We start from the raw sequence: 16,779 nt of genomic DNA on the forward strand, positions 1-16,779 counted from the left end.
GGGACAACGTCGTAGCCGGTCCGTTCTCGTCTGCGTCATGCGCTGAGCGAGAAGCTGTATGTACGCGGGCCGGTGCCCGCCGAGGCCGCGTACCGGCACCGGGCGGCAGGCCGGCGCGGGCCGAACAGCCGCTCCGTACGCCTGGGACGCTGTGCGTTGGAGATCCTCCATGGCGTCCGGGATGACGGTGCGTCGGTGTCATGCCAGCCAGCTGCCCGCCACGTCGGCGGTTTCGCGCAGGGCCGCGAGCTGGCTGCGGGTGAATCCGGCGATGGGCCGGGCGTGATGCGTCGAGATCGCTCCCAGCAAGGCACCACGCTCGTCGAGCAGCGGGACGCAGTGGCAAGCGCGGCTGCCGACGTGCAGGATCACGTGCCGCGAACAGCGGCGAGCCGCACATGGCCCATGGCGGTCTCGGTGATCTCCCGTCCGCGGCGCAGTCCCGCGCCGAGGACCGCGCCCTGCGGAGCCGTCGGGCTTGTGCTGCCGGACAGGCGGAGCTCCGGAAGCCGGGGAGCGCCGGCCCGGGCGCGGTGGGGAAACGAGCCGCCGGTCCGCTCATCCGGCCCGGCGATGCGGTTGACCGCGTCCGCAGGACGCCTGGCCGGACGGACTCGGACGGGCGCTGACGTGAGTGTCGATCTCCTGGCCCCCGGGTGGCCGCCTCGCCCTCCTCGCTGCTCGGCAGGCCGCCCGTACATGATCCGGGCTCTTGCGTTGTCTCCTTGCCGGCGCGTGCACACCTAGTGTCACGGTCGCAGGATCATCGCGTACGGCGAGGATTCGCCCTCAGGGCGAGACGCCCTCGTCCGACTGTGGCAGTCGCAGGGCGAGCAGGGCGATGTCGTCGTGGGCCCCTGCCACGAGTGCGTTCATCAGCTCGTCGCTCAGCTCGTCGATGTCCTGGTCGACCAGGGCGGCAGCGTGCTGCCGGAGCCGGGTCATGCCGTGATCCATGGATTCGCCGCGCCGTTCGATCAGACCGTCCGTGTACAACAGCAGGGTGCTGCCCTCGGGCAGGGGCAGGCAGGCACTGGGCCGTTCGGCGTGCGGGTCGACGCCCAGCAGCAGGCCGTGTGCTTCCCAGAGGTAGGTGGTGTCGCCGTCCGCAGTGACCAGCAGGGGTGGTGGATGTCCGGCACTCGCCCACTCCAGCTGGTACGGCCCTCCTTCCTGGCCCTTGAGCAGTGCGTACACGCAGGTGGCGGTGCGGTGGCTGTAGAGGGCGTCGACTGCGAGGTCCAAGCGGCGCAGGATCATGCCGGGGGGCTCCCGGCGGTCGCAGGCGATGCCACGCAGCATGTTCCGGATCTGGCTCATGGTCACGGCGGCATGCAGATCGTGGCCGGTGACGTCGCCGATGATCAAAGTGGTGTCACCGCCTTCCGGCAGGACGAAGCTGTCGTACCAGTCACCGCCGATCTGCGCGGTGGCGAGCGCCGGGGAGTAGCGGGCGGTGACGCGCAGACCCGGTACGACGGGCAGGTCCGGTAGCAGAGAGCGCTGGAGGCGCACGGCGACGGCCTGGGTCTCGGCGTAGAGCCTGGCGTTGTCGAGGGCCAGCGCGATGCGGTGGGTCAGGTCCTCGACCAGTTCCAGGTCAGCCTCGGCCCACGGCGGGTGTCCCTCGCCCCTGACGAGGGTCAGCGCACCCAGCACTCGCCGGCGCGCCCGCAGGGGTGCCACGATCACGGAGTCTCCCCCGAGTCGGGCGAACGGTTGCATGGTTGCCTTGTGCAGCGGATCGGACGCCTCCTGCGCGGTCGGCAGCCGCCCGGCCGACAACAGCAGGGGGCCGCCGCCGCGAAGCACCCGGGACAGCGGTCCTCCTGGCGTCTCCGGCACCGGCGGCAACGGTCCCGTCAGGCCGGTCAGGGCGGTGTTGGGGTCACGGTGTGAGACACAGACCCGCTCGACGGCGCCGTCCTCGTCCACCAGATCGGCCGCGGCCCAGTCGGCCAGCCCCGGCACCAGCACGCGGCACACCCGCCTGAGCCCCTCGACCGCGTCCAGCGTGCTCGACAGCGCCGCCGCGCTCCGGGTGGCGAACGCCAGCTGGTCGAGCGCCGCTCGCAGCGCCGCGGCCGCGTCATCCTCGTCCATGGCGACCACCTACCCGCCTGAGGGCTCTACGGCCGCTTCCACCCTGGGAAACCACTCCCCGGGCAGTGCACCGCGTCCGTATACGGCAGGGGCCCGGGCATGTCCTTACGGTCTCCCCGGGGCCGAGTCTCCTGCTTCCGGCGTGTTACCGAGCGTTCTGATCGGCCGGTCCGGCCGGCTCTAGCTCTGCGATCGCAGCATGCGCGGACGTCGCACGGCCTGTCGGACACCCTCTGGACGCCTTCGGCCCCCGCCACGGGTCAGGTCTCGGGCCTGACCGACATCCAGTCGGCGCGGCCGCCCGCCCCGAGCACGTCGACATCGGCACCGAGCTCGTCGGTCGACCCCTCCCCCAGTTCGCGCCGGGTGATGCGGCCGACCACGAACGGGAAGACCGGCCGCAAGGGCTGGCACCAGCGCAGCCACGGGGGCGCGTAGATGCTCCGGGCACGGTGTGTGATGCCGGTGGCGGGCCAGTCGGCCACCTGTGCGGGACTGTGGACCCGCCGAGCGAAGGGCGGCTGGTGTCGGCAGAGGACTCCCATCACCGGGTGCTCGTCCATTCCGGCGATCATGTCGGTGCCGGTCCAGTGCAGGTAGGCGATGCCGACCGCGACCCCCTCGGGGGGCGACCTCACCGCGCAGCGCCAGGGCGAAGGACTCCGCGCCTGCCTTGGACGCGCAGTAGGCGCTCATCATCCGAGCGGAGCCGAACGCTGCGGTCGAGGCGATCTGGAGGAAGTAACCTCCGGTCCGCTCGAGTTGGGGAAGGAAGGCCCTCGCGGTGTTCGCCGCCCCGACCAGGTTGACGTCGACGACGCGTCGCCACAGCTCGGCCTCGGTGCGGGTGAAGGGCCCGCCGACGGCGATGCCGGCGTTGGCCACGACGACGTCGGCCGGTCCGAGCCGCTCCTCGACCTGCCGCGCAGCCCTGTCGAGGGCGACCTGATCGGTCACGTCCGCCTCGATGCAGACGGTCATGACGGCCAGTGACGCCGCCACCTGGGACAGCGTCTCCTCCTCACGACCGAGCAGAGCGATCCGCATGCCCTCCGCGGACAGGCGCCGCACCAGTGCCTCGCCGACGCCGCGCGCCGCCCCCGTGACCATAGCGACCCGGCCACGCAGTGGGCCGTCGCGCATGGCGGCAGGCGGACGGCTGCCGAGGACAGTACGCATGCGACCCTCATCTCTCCCGCTGCCGTGGTCGGCCGCCTCCCCGCGTACCCGTAACTCACAGCCGGTCACCCCGCACGAGAGCCGGATCGTCGGCGGCATCGAGGCTTGAGCCGCGACCGCCCATGTAGGACTTCCGGAGGGGAGCAGCGTGCTCCCACGGTCGGCGACCTGCTGCTTGCCGAACGACGGTTCGTGGGGCCTGTGCCCGCGCCGCCGCTCATGCCGCGTCGCGCCAGGCGGCGATACCGGTCACCGTGACCGCGACGGTGACCGGCTCCGCGGCACCGTGGGTGGCGAGGTGAGTGACGAGGGTGGCTGTCACCCGGTCGTGGACGATTCGGGCGATGTCCAGCGCCCGCTGACCCTCCGTCAGGACGCAGCGCACCTCGATGTGCCATCCGGAACCGTCCGGCGCCCGGTCGGCGCGTACGCCGGCCTCGGGCGGCGTGGTGTCCGCCCGGGTGGGCGCGGCGGCTGCCGCGAGGCGCCGGGCGAGGCGGGGCTGCAGGGCGGCCACGCCAGGAACCGCGAGGGCTGCCTCGGCCGCGACGCCGAGGAGCGCGGTGGTGCCGGTGGCGGTCATCATGCGCCACCGCCCGTCGGGAGGCGGGGACCGAGGGTCGGTCCCGGTTCCAGTACGTCGGCCACGGTGATGTCGACGGCTGTCACCGTGAGCCCCAGGTCCTGTCCGGCCGAGTGGAGGACCGATCGGCGCACCTGGTGGACCCGTTCGGGCAGCGGGCGGTCGAGGGCGGCGGCCAGGGTCATGGTCACCCGCACGTCGGTGCCGTTGCCCTCGGGTACGAGCCGGCAGGTCGCGGCCCTGGCACCGGGGACCGTGTCCGCGGCCCGCCTCAGTACCTTCGCCGCGGCGCTCTCCGCGATCCGCAGGTCCCGGTCCGGGTCGGCCAGGGGCAGCAGCCGCCCGAACCGGACCTCTGCCCTGACGACGTCCATGACCCGGTCGGCGAGTGCGTGCAGGCCCGGAGGGTCCTCGTCGCGCAGTGTCCGGGCGGCCGCGTTCACCGTGGCCAGTCCCTCGACCGCCTCTCGGCAGTGAGGACAGGACGCCGGGTGCGGGTCCACGGCCGGCGGTGCCTCCCGCGCCTGTTCCCAGACCCGGCTGAGCAGGCGGCCGCAGGGCAGTACCTCATCGCCTGCGATCGGGGGCACGTCGGCGGCGGCCCAGCCGTTGCGGGGCCCGTCGGCTCCGGGCGGTTCGGGAGGCCGCGTGTGCGGGTCGTCTAGCGCCATGAGCCCATCGCCTCCTGCAGGGATCGGCGTGCCCTGAACAGTCTGCCGCGTACCGTCTGCTCGCCGGTACGCGTCACGTGCGCTATCTCCTTGTAGGGCAGGCCCTGCACCTCCCGCAGGATCCAGCAGACCCGCTGTCCGGCGTCCAGCTCGGCGAGTGCGCGGAACAGGGCGGCCGTGGCCGCGTCCTGCTCGGCGGCCCGGGCGGGCTGGCTCCACGCGTCGCCCGCCGCGGGTTCGGCGACGGTGTCCAGGGGGAGGGGCGGCGGCCGGCGGTGGCACATGGTCTGGCAGCGGTTGACGGTGATCCGGTACATCCAGGTGCGGAACTCCGCCCTGTGGCGGTATTCCGGCAGGTGGCGCCAGGCGCTGACGAAGGCGTCCTGAACGGCCTCTTCTGCGTCCTGGGGGTTGCCCAGCATGCAGCGGGCCAGGGTCAGGAGGGAGCGGCTGTGCCGCTGGACGAGAACGGCGAAGGCGTCCTCGTCTCCCTCGGCCGCCCGCACCGCCAGCAGACGGTCGGGCAGGCCGCACCCCAGTCGTGAGGAAGCAGTGCGTTCGATCATGGCGCTCCCACGCAGGCTCGGAACGACCGTGTACCCTCGAAAAGAGATGTGATGCACGTCACACACCAGGGCACGTGAGGACTCCGCCACTCGATATGTCCAACTTTCGACGGGCATCATTCCGGTGCCCGGCCGACCGATCGAGGCGACCGCCATGACGGACAACATCACCAGCGTCGGCGGGGGCAGCCGGCCCGAAGCGGGCGTGAGCGCGCTCAAGGGCCGCACCGGGGCCGGGGCTCCGGCCGAGACACGGGGCAGGACCACCATCGCGGACGGTGTGGTGGCCAAGATCGCGGGCATGGCCGCCCGCGAGGTACCGGGCATCCACAGCCTGGGCGCGGGGATGGCCCGCGCCTTCGGCGCCATGCGCGAACGCGTCCCCGGCGCAGGCGGAGGCGGAGGCGGAGCGGTCACCCGCGGCGTCAAGGTCGAGGTCGGGGAACGGCAGGCCGCGGTGGACCTGGACGTCGTCGTCGAGTACGGCGTCTCCATCGTCGACGTCGCGGGCGGCGTACGCACCAACGTCATCAGCGCCGTGGAGCGGATGACGGGCCTGGAGGTCGTCGAGGTGAACATCGCCGTCGACGACGTCCATCTGCCTGACGACGAGGAGGAACAGACCGAACCGAACGAGGGCCGCGTGAGGTGACCGCTGCCAGGAGCACCGCCGTGTCCTCGGGCCCGAGCGGATGATCACGGCAAGAGGGACGCTCGCGAGACGGGTGAGTGCGAGATGAACACAGCAACGACGGGACTCGCGGCCGGCATGGCCCTCGGCTTCGCCGGCTACTTCGGCGGCTTCTGGGCCTTTCTGCTGGTGCTGGTCCTGGGTGCGGCGGGGCTAATCGTCGGCCTCGTCGTACAGGGCGACCTGGACCTCCGGACACGGAGGCAGCGGTGAAGACCCGGCCCGGTTCCCCCGGCGAGGGGTCGGGCCCGCCGGCACTGGCCGCCGGGCTGCCGCCCCCGGCCGAGCGGGGCGCCACCGTCATCCCGGACAGGGTGGTCGCCCGTATCGCCGCACAGGCCGCGCGCGCGGCGCAGTCGCGGCGCGCCGCCGTACCGCCCGATCGGGGCGGACCTGCGGCACCCCACGCCTCCGCCGCCGTCCGTTCCGGATCGGTGCGCCTGCATCTGACCATGGACCTGCCCTACCCCACCGACATCCCCCGTGTCTGCGAGCGGATCCAGCGGGACGTCGCCGAACGGGTCGCCCAGCTGACCGGGCTGCGAGTGGGAGAGGTCCTCCTCACCGTCCGGCGGCTGGTGACCGCCACCGACTCGAGCCGGGGGCGGGTCCGGTGAGCGGCCGGGCGGCCCGGGTCACCGGGCACGCCGTGCAGGAAGGGCGATCGTGATGACATCCGGTCCACCTCCCCCGGGCCGCGGCTCCGCGCCGTCCACGCACCGTGCCGCGGTGCCGCTGACGAAGGAGCCCGACCCTCCCGAACGCGACGTGTCCACCTCGGACCTCACAGCCGGTGAGCGCGAAGGAGGACACCGAACACATCGCAAGTGGTCCGCGCGCCGCATCACGGCGGCGATGGTCGCCGCGGTGATCCTCGTGGCCGCGGTCGCGGCGCTCGTCGACGTCGTCGCCGTACGGGTGGGACGTCCTGCGGCGGCCTGGCGGCGGCACCTGGCCGACGAACTGGCGACCCGCCCGGTGGACGACGTGTGGATGCTGACGGGGGCCGCCGTGGCCGCCGCCGTCGGCGTCTGGCTGATCGTCCTGGCCCTCACCCCCGGTCAGCGACGCTGGCTGCCCCTGCGCTCACCCGCCGGCTGCCCGCGATTGCGGGCCTTCGTGGACCGCAACAGCGCCGCCGTCCTGCTGCGCGACGCCGCCATGCGGGTCCCCGGAGTCGGCGCGGCGCACGTCCTGGTGGGCCGCCACCGCATCAAAGCCCGCGCGGACGTCCGCTTCCGAGACCCCCGACAGGTGAAGGACGACCTCACCGCCGTCCTCGACGAGGAGCGCGACCGGCTCGCCCTCGCCCGTCCTCCCCGCATCGCCGTACGGGCGCGGCGACGCACCCGCTGACACAAGACCCGCAGCACCGGAGCCCGCCATGACGCCGCGATCCGCCCTCAACCGCACTCTGCTGGCCCTCGCCGGACTGGTCCTCCTCGGCGGCGGACTGCTCATCCTCTTCGCCGGGCTCGGCCTTTACCGGCGGTACGATCTGGCCCCACCCGCCGGCTGGCCCCTGACCACCCCGGCCGACGTCCTGCTCGGCTCCGCCGACCGGGCCCGCTGGAGCAGCCAGGGCTGGTGGTGGTGGCCCGCGGTCATCGCCGCCCTCGTCCTCACCGCCCTGCTCGCCCTGTGGTGGCTGCTCGCCCAGCTGAGCCGACGTCGCCCCGGCTCACTGCCCGTCGGCGGCACACCCCCGCAGGAGGGCGTCGAACTGCGCGACCGGGCACTCAGCGAAGCGATCGCGAACGAAGCCGGTGCCCTGCCAGGGGTAGGCCATGCGGCCGTACTCATCACCGGCCGACCGGGCCGCCACCGCACCCGCATCGAGCTCACCCTCACTCCCGAGGGCACGCCCGGCGCCACTCTCGGTGCCCTGTGTGAAGGCCCGCTCCGCACCGCCCGGCGGTCCACCGGCCTTGCTGACATGCCCACCGAGGTCCGCCTGCAGGTCGCCCGCCACAAACCACACCGGGTGGAGTAGAAGGGATCGACCATTGCCACCTCAACGCGCTTTCAGTCCCTCGTAGTTCGCAGGGACTCAGCACTACTCCCCAAAGGAGAGATCATGATCATCCTGGGCATCATTCTGCTCGTCGTCGGCTTCCTCGCCGGGATATCCATCCTGTGGACCATCGGAATCATCCTGCTGGTCGTCGGAGCCATCCTGTGGATCCTCGGCGCGATGGGACACGCCGTCGCCGGTCGACGCCACTACTGGTAGTCGGGATCCTGCCCCGCAGGCAGTGAGCCGGGCCGCGGGCAGGGCGGCAGACGGCGCGGACCCCTCAAAACGTTCGCGGCGCCGGAGAGGTCGATCCGGCAGAGGTCGCCGCCGGTGCCGACCAGCCGCCGCGGCTCGGACGCGGCGCGCACGAGCGCACGGCCGACTCGATGGGAGTCGGTGGACCGGCCCCCACGATCCGGGCGGAAGTTCCCCACCGCGTCGGCCCGTGAGTCTCCGTCGGGAGTTCGTATGCACAGCGCCTTCGTGAAGATCCGCCAGAACGTCCCCCCGGGCCACGGCGATGGCGGGCGGTGAGCGGCAAGGACCCGCGGAAGGCTCCACCCGGTCGGAGTGCTTCGGGGAGGAGTTTCTGGGAGTCCTGCTGGACCAGGGGCACGAGTTGCCGCCGCACCAGCTCGGTCCGCTCGTCGCACGGCAGATCGGCAGGCTCGACGGCCGCGAGACCTCTATCTTCCTGCAGTACTACGGCCAGGTGCGGCTCGTCCCCCTGCCGGGTGACGGGCTGGCGGCCGGGGAACCGCAGCCGATCGGCGGCTCCGACGCCGGACGCGCCTTCCGGGAAGCTCGTCCCGTCGAGGTTTCGCAGGCCGACGGTGTGCGGGTCTATCTGCCCCTGCTGGACGGTGGCGACCAGGTGGGCGTCATGGCCGTCACCCTGGACCGTCTCCAGGACGACGAGCGACGGCTGCTGCGCAGGCTCGCCTCACTCGTGGCCGACACGCTGGTGACCAAGCACGGTTACACCGATCTGTTCTTCCGGCTGCGCCGCAGAGAACCGATGAGTGTGGCGGCGGAGATCCAGTGGTCGCTGCTGCCACCGCTGGCGATGTCCACGCCCCGGGTCGAGCTGGCCGGGATGCTGGAACCCGCCTACGACGTGGCCGGCGACAGCTTCGACTACGCCCTCAACGGCGATGTCCTGCATGTGGCCATCGTCGACGCGATGGGCCACGGACTGGACGCCGCCACGATGGCCACGGTGGTCATCAGAGCGTACCGGCACGCCCGGCGCATCAGCGTCGGCCTGTCGGAGATCTATGCGTTCATGGACCGGGCCGTCGCCGAGCAGTTCGGCCCCGACCACTTCGCGACCGCTCAGATGATGCGGCTCAACACGGCCACGGGGAGGCTCCAGTGGGTCAACGCCGGACATCCCGCTCCTGTGCTGATCGGTGGACACCGTGTCGTACGACGGCTGGAGGGCCCGACGACGCTGCCCGTCGGTTTCGGCGGTCACGAGCCCCGGATCAGTGAAGTGGCTCTCATGCCCGGCGACCGGATCCTGTGCTTCACCGACGGACTGACAGAGGAGCACGATGTCGGCGGTGAGGAATTCGGTGAGGAGCAGCTCATCGGGTGGGTGAACCGCCTCGAGCCCGCGGCGCAGCAGATCCGGACGGTGGCGCGCTCCCTCTCCCACACGCTGCAACGGGCGCGGGGCGGGATCACGACGGACGATGCGACGCTCCTGCTGATCGAATGGCGCGGGAGCGCCACCGACGACCTCGCCCTCCTGGAGTGAGCCGGCCTCCCACCCCCAGGGAAAGGCCGACAGCACGCAGCCTTTCCCCACCGCCGATCTCTCACACTCCTGCTGCCGCGGTGGGCACGTGACGGGTGACCGGCCCGTCAGGAGTACGTGAGGCGGGGTGGGGGGCGTCGTGTCCGCCTTCGGAGTCCCAGACCGCCTCCCGGAGCGAGTCCGAGTCGGCCGCTGCCTCTGCCGCGGCCCGGAGACGTTCGGCCTCACGGATCAGGCCGCTCGGCGGGAGGCTCCGTGACGGGTCGGTGGCCGTGGCCATGAGCCGGGCCGCGGTTGCCGGCCCTGTCTCCGGTGGGACCACCAGCAGGCTCCAGCAGCCGAACGTATAGGACAGCAGCAACAGCTTGTGCGGGTCCTGCCCGGAGTTGGACCAGCCGACGCGCACCATGTGGCCGTGCGCGGGCACTTCTCCCGGGATGACTGGCCAGAACGTGCGGCTCACCGCTATCCGGGTAATCCGCCCCCACAGCGGGTCGAGACATTCGACGAGCGCCGGGAGCTGCTCCGTCAGGTTGCGCGAACGGGGCCACCAGACACCGTCGATCAGGGCCGGAGGGGCACCGGCCGGCGCCAGCGTGAGTCGGAGCGGTGACGAAGAAGGGGCCCGGTCTCCGACTGCGGGTGTGAACGGAATGGTCGCGGTCATGGCGCGGACCCAACCCCGGGCCGGTCACGGCCGGCCCGGTTGTCATGAATCGCCGAGAACGACCCGGCGTGGAAGCCGGTGCACGAGATGCTCTCGGTAATCACCAGGATACTCCTCGCCGATGCCCGGCGGACCGGCGGGGAGCGACAGGGAGCGACGGGCTGAACGGAACACGAGGAACAGCTCCCACGTAAGACAGCCAAGGAGTGCCGGGCCAGGGGCATGCGGGCGTCGGGCGCGAGACCGGTCCGGGTGCCGGCATACGAAGGGCCCCTCGGCCCACTGCCGCCGGTACCGACAGCCGTTTCCGGAATGCGGCGGCGCCTCCACAACCGCCCCGGCGTGTGCGGAGTACCGTGGACAGCACCGAGGGCATTTCGCACACCGGCTTCCACGCCGGGTCGTCCTCGGCGAGAGACGAAACCCGGGTCGCCGCTGAGGCGGCCCGGAGACGGGTCCGCATCATGTCGGCGACCTTGCACCAACCCCTGCCACACCATGAGCCCGTCGCAGCCCCGGCCGCGCGTCTCGCGCTGAAGACCGACGGCCCGTCGCGCGGCCTCCTCGACGGTGCCTGGTGGCCCCGCTCCCGGGATCTGCTGAGCGAGCTGCCCGCACTGACCGATGTGCTGGACCCTCTGTGGGGCCGCATCACCCGCATCGCCGTCAACCCCAAGTACTGGCCGGTCATCCCGCACGAGATCGCCGTGGGCGGTCATGTCGTCAAGGTCGGATGGTTCACCCCGGAGATCGACCCGCACAAGCTGCTGCTGCTCTCCTACGGCTCCGGCCGCTGGGATCTGCTGGTCATCCCACCCGAGACGGAGACGAAGTCGGCGGCCCGCCTGATGGCGGCCTCGTCCGACTACGACGGCCCACCGCTGACCGCAAGCGCTCTCATGGCCGCGGACGAGACCCGGCACGCCGTCTCCACCGCCGACCGGCCACTCGAACCGGACGAGGCAGGGAAGTACGAGGACGGCCCCGCCTCAGCGGCCGTTCCGACACGGACCGATCGCGCCAGTCGCCTGGTCATCGGCATGTGAGGCCAGTCGCCTGGTCATCGGCATGTGAGATGGCCGCCACAACCGGTGCCTTCCCGGGTTTCGGACCTGCCTCACGAACCGGCGCAGGCACATGCAGGGGCCTCGACCGGCGGATCCTCGTCCCGAGGAGCAGCACATGCAAGCCCTGATCGTTCTCATCGTCGTGATCGGCCTCCTGGCCGTCCTGGCCCTCGCCCTGTCCGTGAAGGTCGTCAAGCAGTACGAGAAGGGAGTGCTGTTCCGCTTCGGCCGACTCGTCGGAACACGCTCCCCGGGGCTGCGGTTCATCATCCCGTTCGTCGACGCCCTGCACCGAGTGTCGCTGCGGGTCGTCACCATGCCGATCCAGTCCCAGGGCATCATCACCAGGGACAACGTGAGCGTGGACGTGTCGGCGGTCGCCTACTTCCGGGTCGTCGACGCCGTGAAGTCGGTCGTCGCCGTGGAGAACGTCAGCGCGGCGATCAACCAGATCGCCCAGACCACCCTGCGGAAGGTCGTCGGCCGGCACACGCTCGACGAGACGCTGTCGGAGACGGACCGTATCAACCTGGACATCCGCCAGATTCTCGACGTCACCACCGTCGACTGGGGTGTGCAGGTCACGCTGGTCGAGCTCAAGGACATCCAGCTGCCCGACACCATGAAGCGCGCCATGGCCCGCCAGGCCGAGGCCGAGCGGGAGAAGCGAGCGAAGATCATCAACGCGGAGGGCGAGTCCCTGGCCGCAGCCGCGCTCGGCGACGCCTCGGACACCATGATGGCCCACCCCCTTGCGCTTCAACTGCGCAATCTCCAGAGCCTGGTGGAGATCGGTGTCGACCAGAACACCACCGTCGTCTTCCCGGCCCCCCTCATGAGCACGATCGGCGAGCTCGGCTCCTTCCTCGCCCGGGAAACCGCTGCCGCCGCACCCGCCACGGCAGCGCCACCGGCCGGCACCGGCCGCACCGACAAGTCCCTCAGCCCGGCAGGCAGCGCGCCCGGCACCGCGGCGTGAAGCCGGACCACGGCCCGAGCGATCCGTGGCACCAGGGAGGATTCGTGACCGTCGCCTGTCGCGCGCGTCCTCCGGGCACCGGCTGATGATGGGGGTACGGCCGAACACGCGGAGCTGATCATGACGGGTTGGCGGGTCAGGGACTACACCCAGGACGATCTCGAAGCGGTGATCCGTGTCGACATGCAGAGCGGCACGACCGAGGAGCCGCCGCTGTTCCCGCTCTCGGACGCCGTGACGGCCCTCCAGACCCGCCACCCGGCCGTGGTGGCCACGGCCGACGACGTGCTGATCGGCGCCGCGGTGAGCAGGGTGGAGGGCGAACGGGCATGGATCCTGCGCATCTGCATGGCGCCCGGCTGGCGGCAGCGCGGGCTGGGCAGTGCCCTGATCACCGCCCTTGAGCAACGGCTCTTCGCCGCCGGCGTCCGCGCGGTGCACGCCGCCCTGCCCCAGGGCGAGACCGGTGCCACCGCCCTGCGCAACTGCGACTTCGGCGCCCGCCCCGGGCTGGTCTTCTTCGAGAAACGCGGACCGGTGACCCCGCAGTCGGCCGGCACGCTGTCCTCGCTCGGAGCGGAGCTGCCGCCAGGGGGGCTCTGGCAGAAAGTCGCGGGCATGCAACGGGAGAAGCAGCTCATCGAGCGGCGCCTGGTCCTGCCGCTGGCCCGTCCCGAACTGGCCGCGCAGCACGGAGTGGAACTGCCGCGGGCGGTGATGCTGTTCGGCCCGCCCGGGACCGGCAAGAGCACGTTCGCGCACGCGATCGCCAGCCGCCTGGGATGGCCCTTCCTCGAACTGTTCCCCGCCCGTCTGGCCGCCGAGTACGGCCTGGCGACCGGGCTGAACCGGCGCTTCGACGAGATCGCCCGCCTCGACCACGTCCTCGTCTTCATCGACGAGGTCGAGGAGGTCGCCGGCGAACGCGGCGGCGCGGACGCGACCGCTGTCGGCGTCGTCAACGAACTGCTCAAGGCGATCGTCCGGTTCCGAAGCCAGGACGGACGGCTGCTCGTCTGCGCCACGAACAACGTGACCACGCTCGACTCCGCGTTCCTGCGGCACGGCCGCTTTGACTACGTGCTGCCGATCGGCCCTCCCGACCGCACCGCCAGGACCGCGCTGTGGGACAGCTACCTGGCCCGAGCGGGCGCACGGGCCGACAGCGCGGTACTCGCGTCCGCCAGCGAGGGGTTCACCCCCGCCGACATCGCCCACGCGGCGCGCACCGTCTCCCAGGCCCAGTTCGAGCGCACCTTCGACACCGGAACCCGGACCACCCCCACCACCGACGACTACCTGGACACGATCCGCGACACCAAGCCCACGGTCAGCGCCGCCATGGCCCGGGAATTCGCCCAGCAGACGGAGGAGTTCGCCCGCATCTAGCGTCCAGGCCGATGGGGAGTCGATCTGCGACGGACGTGTCAGGCCGGCGTAGGTGGCGTGTCGCTGCCCGTTTCGATGAGGATCTGCCTGGCCTCGATGACGTTTTCGGCCCGTACGGCCCTGGCCATCGCGGCGCGTGCCGCATCGGGCGACGTGTCCGGAGGGACCAGCAACAGAGAGAAAAGGTCCCCTTCGCCTCGGGTGATGAGGACGGTGTCGTCACCGACCGGGAAGGAATCGATGTGCACGACTCGGCCGTCGACCACCACCCGGGTTGGCAGTCCGTCCCAGGCACTGCCGTCCAGACCGACCCGGGTGACAGGCCCGAGATGCTCGGTCAACGCGGAGATCAGCGAGGGAAGCTCGGCACCGATGTCCCGGGACCGCGGCCACCATGCGCCGTCCAGGATTCCCTCGCGTGCGTGTGTCGTCTCCAGCCGCAGCAGGGCCGTCCCGGGGTGCACCGACCGGTGGACGGCGTCCGGCAGGAGCCTGGGGAGGTGGTCGGGGGTGTCTGAGTCGGCCATGGTGTCCGCCCGTCCGTAGAAAAGCGTGCGACGCAGAGCGTGCGACCGCGATACGACCCTGCCACCTCACCGTACTCCGCACGACGCTCGCGCGAGCGCCTCGCCACAGGGCGCGGTTGCGGAAACAGGCAACGGCTCCGGCGTATACCCGCCGGAGCCGCCCTTCCGGGTCATCGCACGTGAGCGTGCTCCGACCCGCTTTCCAGGTTACGTCAAAGGGATTAATCCGCCATAAGCAATCCTTGCGAGGGTTCACTTCGGTCCGAGAAGCCGACGCGGCGGCTCAGCCACGCCCTTCCTCTTCCGTCTCCATCTGCCGGATCCCCTGGTGCGTCAGCGTGATCATCGCGGGCGTGTTGCCCCTCTCCCAGTCCACGACGACCCAGCCTTCACCTGCCAGGTACATACAGGCAGCGGCCATGTCCTGCTCAGGGATACCGAGGTCCGTGCGGAGCTTCGCCCCATCGACGCCCAGGAGGCGATTGCCCTCGGCGGCTTGGTAGAGAGCCTGCATGATCCTCTCGCGATACGTCTTCCGGTCTCGCAATATCGCCATCACGCGCCTTCCTCTACTGCCCACCGTCGGGCCGAAGTCGATGTCATCCGCGGTCGCCGTCGCGGTGGGGCGCGTCGGAACGGTCGCGTCCACCGCCGACCGACGGTGCCTCCCGGGCCGACGCCCGATCCCCGGCAGAACATCGCTGTAGTGGAAGGCAGCGATCCGTTCGGCGTGCTGGCCGTTGAGCCGGCGGATCAGAACGACTCCGACGGCGATCAGAAGGAGCAGCGCGGCCGCGGCGATGACCGTCATGGTCCTCTCACCTCCGTCGAACGGTGGGCGAAGGGCCTGCCGATCCGATATACCGGGGCAGGCCGACGGCCCGACCGGCTCCGCCGTCGGTCTCCCAAGCTTCTTCCCTGATCCGGGCGTCGGTCCTGTCTGCTGCTTCCTCCCGTGCCGGGGCCTCGGTGCCGTCGCCCGCCATCAGCTGCGCGGCTGCCTCCGCACGGGTTTCCGGCGGAATCACCAGCACGTCTCGGCGACCGTCGGGTAGGGAGAGAGTCAGTCTGTGCGGATCCTGGGTCTCGGTGGACCAGCCCACCTGCACGGTACGCCCGGCGACGGACACCCAGTGCGGGATGACGGGCCAGTAGGCCGGGTGCACGGTGACGCCTGTGATGCGGCCCCACTGTTCGACCAGCGCGGCCGTCAGGGTGGGCAGCTCACGGGTGAGGGCACGGGAACGCGGCCACCACATGCCGTCCAGCCCGCCCGGTGCGGGCGTCAGGGACAGCCGGGCCGGCCGCGGCGGCGCGCGCCTGCTCGATGTCGTACGGTCAATGGTCACAGGCATGGCGCGCACCTGTCCCCGGGCTTGTGGGTGCGGCCCGGCATTGTCGATCACCGGAAACGGCACCCGCAGCGGAGCCGGTACGCGAAGAACTCCCGGTGCTTTCACACTACTCCGCTCACCGGCCCGAGAAGCCGGGGGTGACCAGGTATTTCCTGCCTTCGGCCTGGTCACCCGCGCCCGGCACTGGGCCGGTCAGAGCCAGTCCTTGCGCTTGCACGTCAGATACAGCACTGCGGACAGGACCACGATGACGGCTGCCGAGGTGATGAATCCGGACTGGCGGCCGAAACCGGGGTAGGGAAGATTCTGGCCGTAGTAGCCGGTGATCGCGGTGGGTACGGCGATGATCGCGGCCCAGCTCGTCACCTTCTTCATGATCAGGTTCATGCGATTGGCCTGGACCGAGAGGTTCGTCTCCATGACCGAGGCCACCAGGTCCCGCAGTGATTCCGTCCATTCGGTGGCACGCAGCACGTGGTCGTAGACGTCCTGGTAATACGGGACGAGAGGGTCGGCGACCATGTGCAGGCCGGGACGCATGAGTCCGTTGACCACCTCACGCATCGGGAGCACGACGCGGCGCAACCGGACCAGCGATTTACGCAGTGCGAAAACCCGGTGCTGTACAGCTTCGATCTCACGGCGCCCGGCCGCGAAGAGCAGGCCCTCCAGCTCCTCGATGCCGTCGTCCAGCTGCTGGACCGCGGCGAAGTGGCCGTCCACGAGATGGTCGAGCAGACCGTGCAGCAGGAATCCGACGCCATGGCCGGCCAGGTCCGGGCTCTCGTCCCAGCGGGCGACGACGTCCTCGATGTCGAGACCGTCGTCCTTGCGGACGGTGATCATGGCCTGACTGGTGAGGAACACGGCGATCTCACTGCATGACAGTTCCGCACCGTCCGGGCTCACGGTCACGGAATAGGCACTGAGGAACTCGTGGGTGCGATAGCGGTCGAGCTTCGGCCGCTGCCCGCGCTGTACGGCATCCTCCAGAGCCAGTTCGTGGATGCCGAACTCCTGGCCGAGCATGGTCAACTCGGCAGGCCCGGGCCGGTACAGGTCCAGCCACAGGACCGACGCAGGATCGGCGAGATGCGCGGAAACGTCGCTGGCGGGAAAGTCCTCCAGGACGAGAGCGCCGTCGTGATACAGCCGGGTGCGCGTCACCATGGCCCGAGGCTAGTGTCTTACACCTAGATCATGGCGCTTCGCCCGCATTGATC

General features: G+C 71.0%; 19 protein-coding genes and 2 pseudogenes. 10 read left to right on the plus strand and 11 right to left on the minus strand.

The window, feature by feature from the left end; genetic code table 11:
- Positions 1-198: 198 nt before the first annotated feature.
- From BLW82_RS08530 to BLW82_RS08555, 6 genes and pseudogenes are all read right to left on the minus strand, one after another.
- A pseudogene (locus BLW82_RS08530) lies at positions 199-429 on the minus strand (GAF domain-containing protein); the annotation flags it as partial.
- Positions 430-789: 360 nt separating this feature from the next.
- Complete coding sequence (locus BLW82_RS08535) at positions 790-2,103, minus strand: PP2C family protein-serine/threonine phosphatase (protein WP_093507931.1); 1,314 nt, start codon at positions 2,101-2,103, stop codon at positions 790-792.
- 260 nt (positions 2,104-2,363) lie between these two features.
- Positions 2,364-3,246 (minus strand): annotated as a pseudogene (locus BLW82_RS08540) (SDR family oxidoreductase).
- Between the two features lie 253 nt (positions 3,247-3,499).
- The gene (locus BLW82_RS08545) at positions 3,500-3,868 is read right to left on the minus strand and encodes a hypothetical protein (RefSeq protein ID WP_256215712.1); all 369 of its coding nucleotides are present in this window, start codon (positions 3,866-3,868) and stop codon (positions 3,500-3,502) included.
- Positions 3,865-4,536 (minus strand): Asp23/Gls24 family envelope stress response protein, encoded by a 672-nt coding sequence (locus BLW82_RS08550; protein ID WP_093498227.1) that lies wholly within the window; start codon positions 4,534-4,536, stop codon positions 3,865-3,867. Before BLW82_RS08550 ends, BLW82_RS08545 begins: the two co-directional genes overlap by 4 nt.
- Positions 4,527-5,102, minus strand: coding sequence for an RNA polymerase sigma factor (locus BLW82_RS08555; RefSeq protein ID WP_177232883.1), 576 nt, complete (start codon positions 5,100-5,102; stop codon positions 4,527-4,529). The genes BLW82_RS08550 and BLW82_RS08555 overlap by 10 nt, the downstream gene beginning before the upstream one ends.
- A 154-nt stretch (positions 5,103-5,256) precedes the next feature.
- On the opposite strand from BLW82_RS08555, the gene BLW82_RS08560 reads away from it, so the two are divergent.
- The 7 genes from BLW82_RS08560 (at position 5,257) to BLW82_RS08585 (ending at position 9,572) form a co-directional block, all read left to right on the plus strand.
- Positions 5,257-5,754: an Asp23/Gls24 family envelope stress response protein gene (locus tag BLW82_RS08560; protein WP_093498228.1), complete on the plus strand. Its 498-nt coding sequence runs from the start codon at positions 5,257-5,259 to the stop codon at positions 5,752-5,754.
- Between the two features lie 84 nt (positions 5,755-5,838).
- Positions 5,839-6,006 carry a hypothetical protein gene (locus BLW82_RS44330; protein ID WP_030645371.1) on the plus strand — a complete coding sequence of 56 codons (168 nt, stop codon included), beginning with the start codon at positions 5,839-5,841 and terminating at the stop codon, positions 6,004-6,006.
- Positions 6,003-6,410, plus strand: coding sequence for an Asp23/Gls24 family envelope stress response protein (locus BLW82_RS08565; RefSeq protein ID WP_093498229.1), 408 nt, complete (start codon positions 6,003-6,005; stop codon positions 6,408-6,410). The genes BLW82_RS44330 and BLW82_RS08565 overlap by 4 nt, the downstream gene beginning before the upstream one ends.
- A gap of 112 nt (positions 6,411-6,522) precedes the next feature.
- Positions 6,523-7,149, plus strand: a complete 627-nt coding sequence (locus BLW82_RS08570; protein WP_256215713.1) for a DUF6286 domain-containing protein — start codon at positions 6,523-6,525, stop codon at positions 7,147-7,149.
- Between the two features lie 28 nt (positions 7,150-7,177).
- A complete protein-coding gene (locus BLW82_RS08575) occupies positions 7,178-7,786 on the plus strand; it encodes an alkaline shock response membrane anchor protein AmaP (protein WP_093498230.1) in 609 nt (202 codons plus the stop codon).
- An 84-nt stretch (positions 7,787-7,870) separates the two neighbouring features.
- Positions 7,871-8,026: a DUF6131 family protein gene (locus BLW82_RS43865; protein WP_093498231.1), complete on the plus strand. Its 156-nt coding sequence runs from the start codon at positions 7,871-7,873 to the stop codon at positions 8,024-8,026.
- Positions 8,027-8,330: 304 nt separating this feature from the next.
- Complete coding sequence (locus tag BLW82_RS08585; protein WP_093498232.1) at positions 8,331-9,572, plus strand: PP2C family protein-serine/threonine phosphatase; 1,242 nt, start codon at positions 8,331-8,333, stop codon at positions 9,570-9,572.
- Between the two features lie 61 nt (positions 9,573-9,633).
- Here the strand turns inward: BLW82_RS08585 and BLW82_RS08590 are convergent, their stop codons facing one another.
- Positions 9,634-10,239 carry a DUF5994 family protein gene (locus BLW82_RS08590; protein WP_093498233.1) on the minus strand — a complete coding sequence of 202 codons (606 nt, stop codon included), beginning with the start codon at positions 10,237-10,239 and terminating at the stop codon, positions 9,634-9,636.
- A gap of 356 nt (positions 10,240-10,595) precedes the next feature.
- Here BLW82_RS08590 and BLW82_RS08595 point away from each other — a divergent pair, with 356 nt between their 5' ends.
- The 3 genes from BLW82_RS08595 to BLW82_RS08605 all read left to right on the plus strand — a co-directional run bounded on the left by BLW82_RS08595 (position 10,596) and on the right by BLW82_RS08605 (position 13,674).
- Entirely contained in the window at positions 10,596-11,285 is a 690-nt protein-coding gene (locus BLW82_RS08595) for a DUF5994 family protein (RefSeq protein ID WP_093507934.1), read from the plus strand.
- A gap of 136 nt (positions 11,286-11,421) precedes the next feature.
- On the plus strand, positions 11,422-12,285 hold the full coding sequence (locus BLW82_RS08600) for a slipin family protein (protein WP_093498234.1): 864 nt from the start codon (positions 11,422-11,424) through the stop codon (positions 12,283-12,285).
- 120 nt (positions 12,286-12,405) lie between these two features.
- Positions 12,406-13,674 carry an ATP-binding protein gene (locus tag BLW82_RS08605; RefSeq protein ID WP_093498235.1) on the plus strand — a complete coding sequence of 423 codons (1,269 nt, stop codon included), beginning with the start codon at positions 12,406-12,408 and terminating at the stop codon, positions 13,672-13,674.
- Between the two features lie 38 nt (positions 13,675-13,712).
- Here the strand turns inward: BLW82_RS08605 and BLW82_RS08610 are convergent, their stop codons facing one another.
- The 4 genes from BLW82_RS08610 to BLW82_RS08630 form a co-directional block, all read right to left on the minus strand.
- Positions 13,713-14,201: a DUF5994 family protein gene (locus BLW82_RS08610; protein WP_093498236.1), complete on the minus strand. Its 489-nt coding sequence runs from the start codon at positions 14,199-14,201 to the stop codon at positions 13,713-13,715.
- Positions 14,202-14,484: 283 nt separating this feature from the next.
- Positions 14,485-14,757, minus strand: coding sequence for a hypothetical protein (locus BLW82_RS08615; protein ID WP_055495844.1), 273 nt, complete (start codon positions 14,755-14,757; stop codon positions 14,485-14,487).
- A gap of 262 nt (positions 14,758-15,019) precedes the next feature.
- Positions 15,020-15,607: a DUF5994 family protein gene (locus BLW82_RS08625; RefSeq protein WP_371131316.1), complete on the minus strand. Its 588-nt coding sequence runs from the start codon at positions 15,605-15,607 to the stop codon at positions 15,020-15,022.
- Between the two features lie 141 nt (positions 15,608-15,748).
- Positions 15,749-16,726: a magnesium transporter CorA family protein gene (locus BLW82_RS08630; protein ID WP_093498238.1), complete on the minus strand. Its 978-nt coding sequence runs from the start codon at positions 16,724-16,726 to the stop codon at positions 15,749-15,751.
- Between the last annotated feature and the right edge of the window lie 53 nt (positions 16,727-16,779).

The organism is Streptomyces sp. Ag109_O5-10, from assembly GCF_900105755.1.
Taxonomy (GTDB): Bacteria; Actinomycetota; Actinomycetes; order Streptomycetales; family Streptomycetaceae; genus Streptomyces.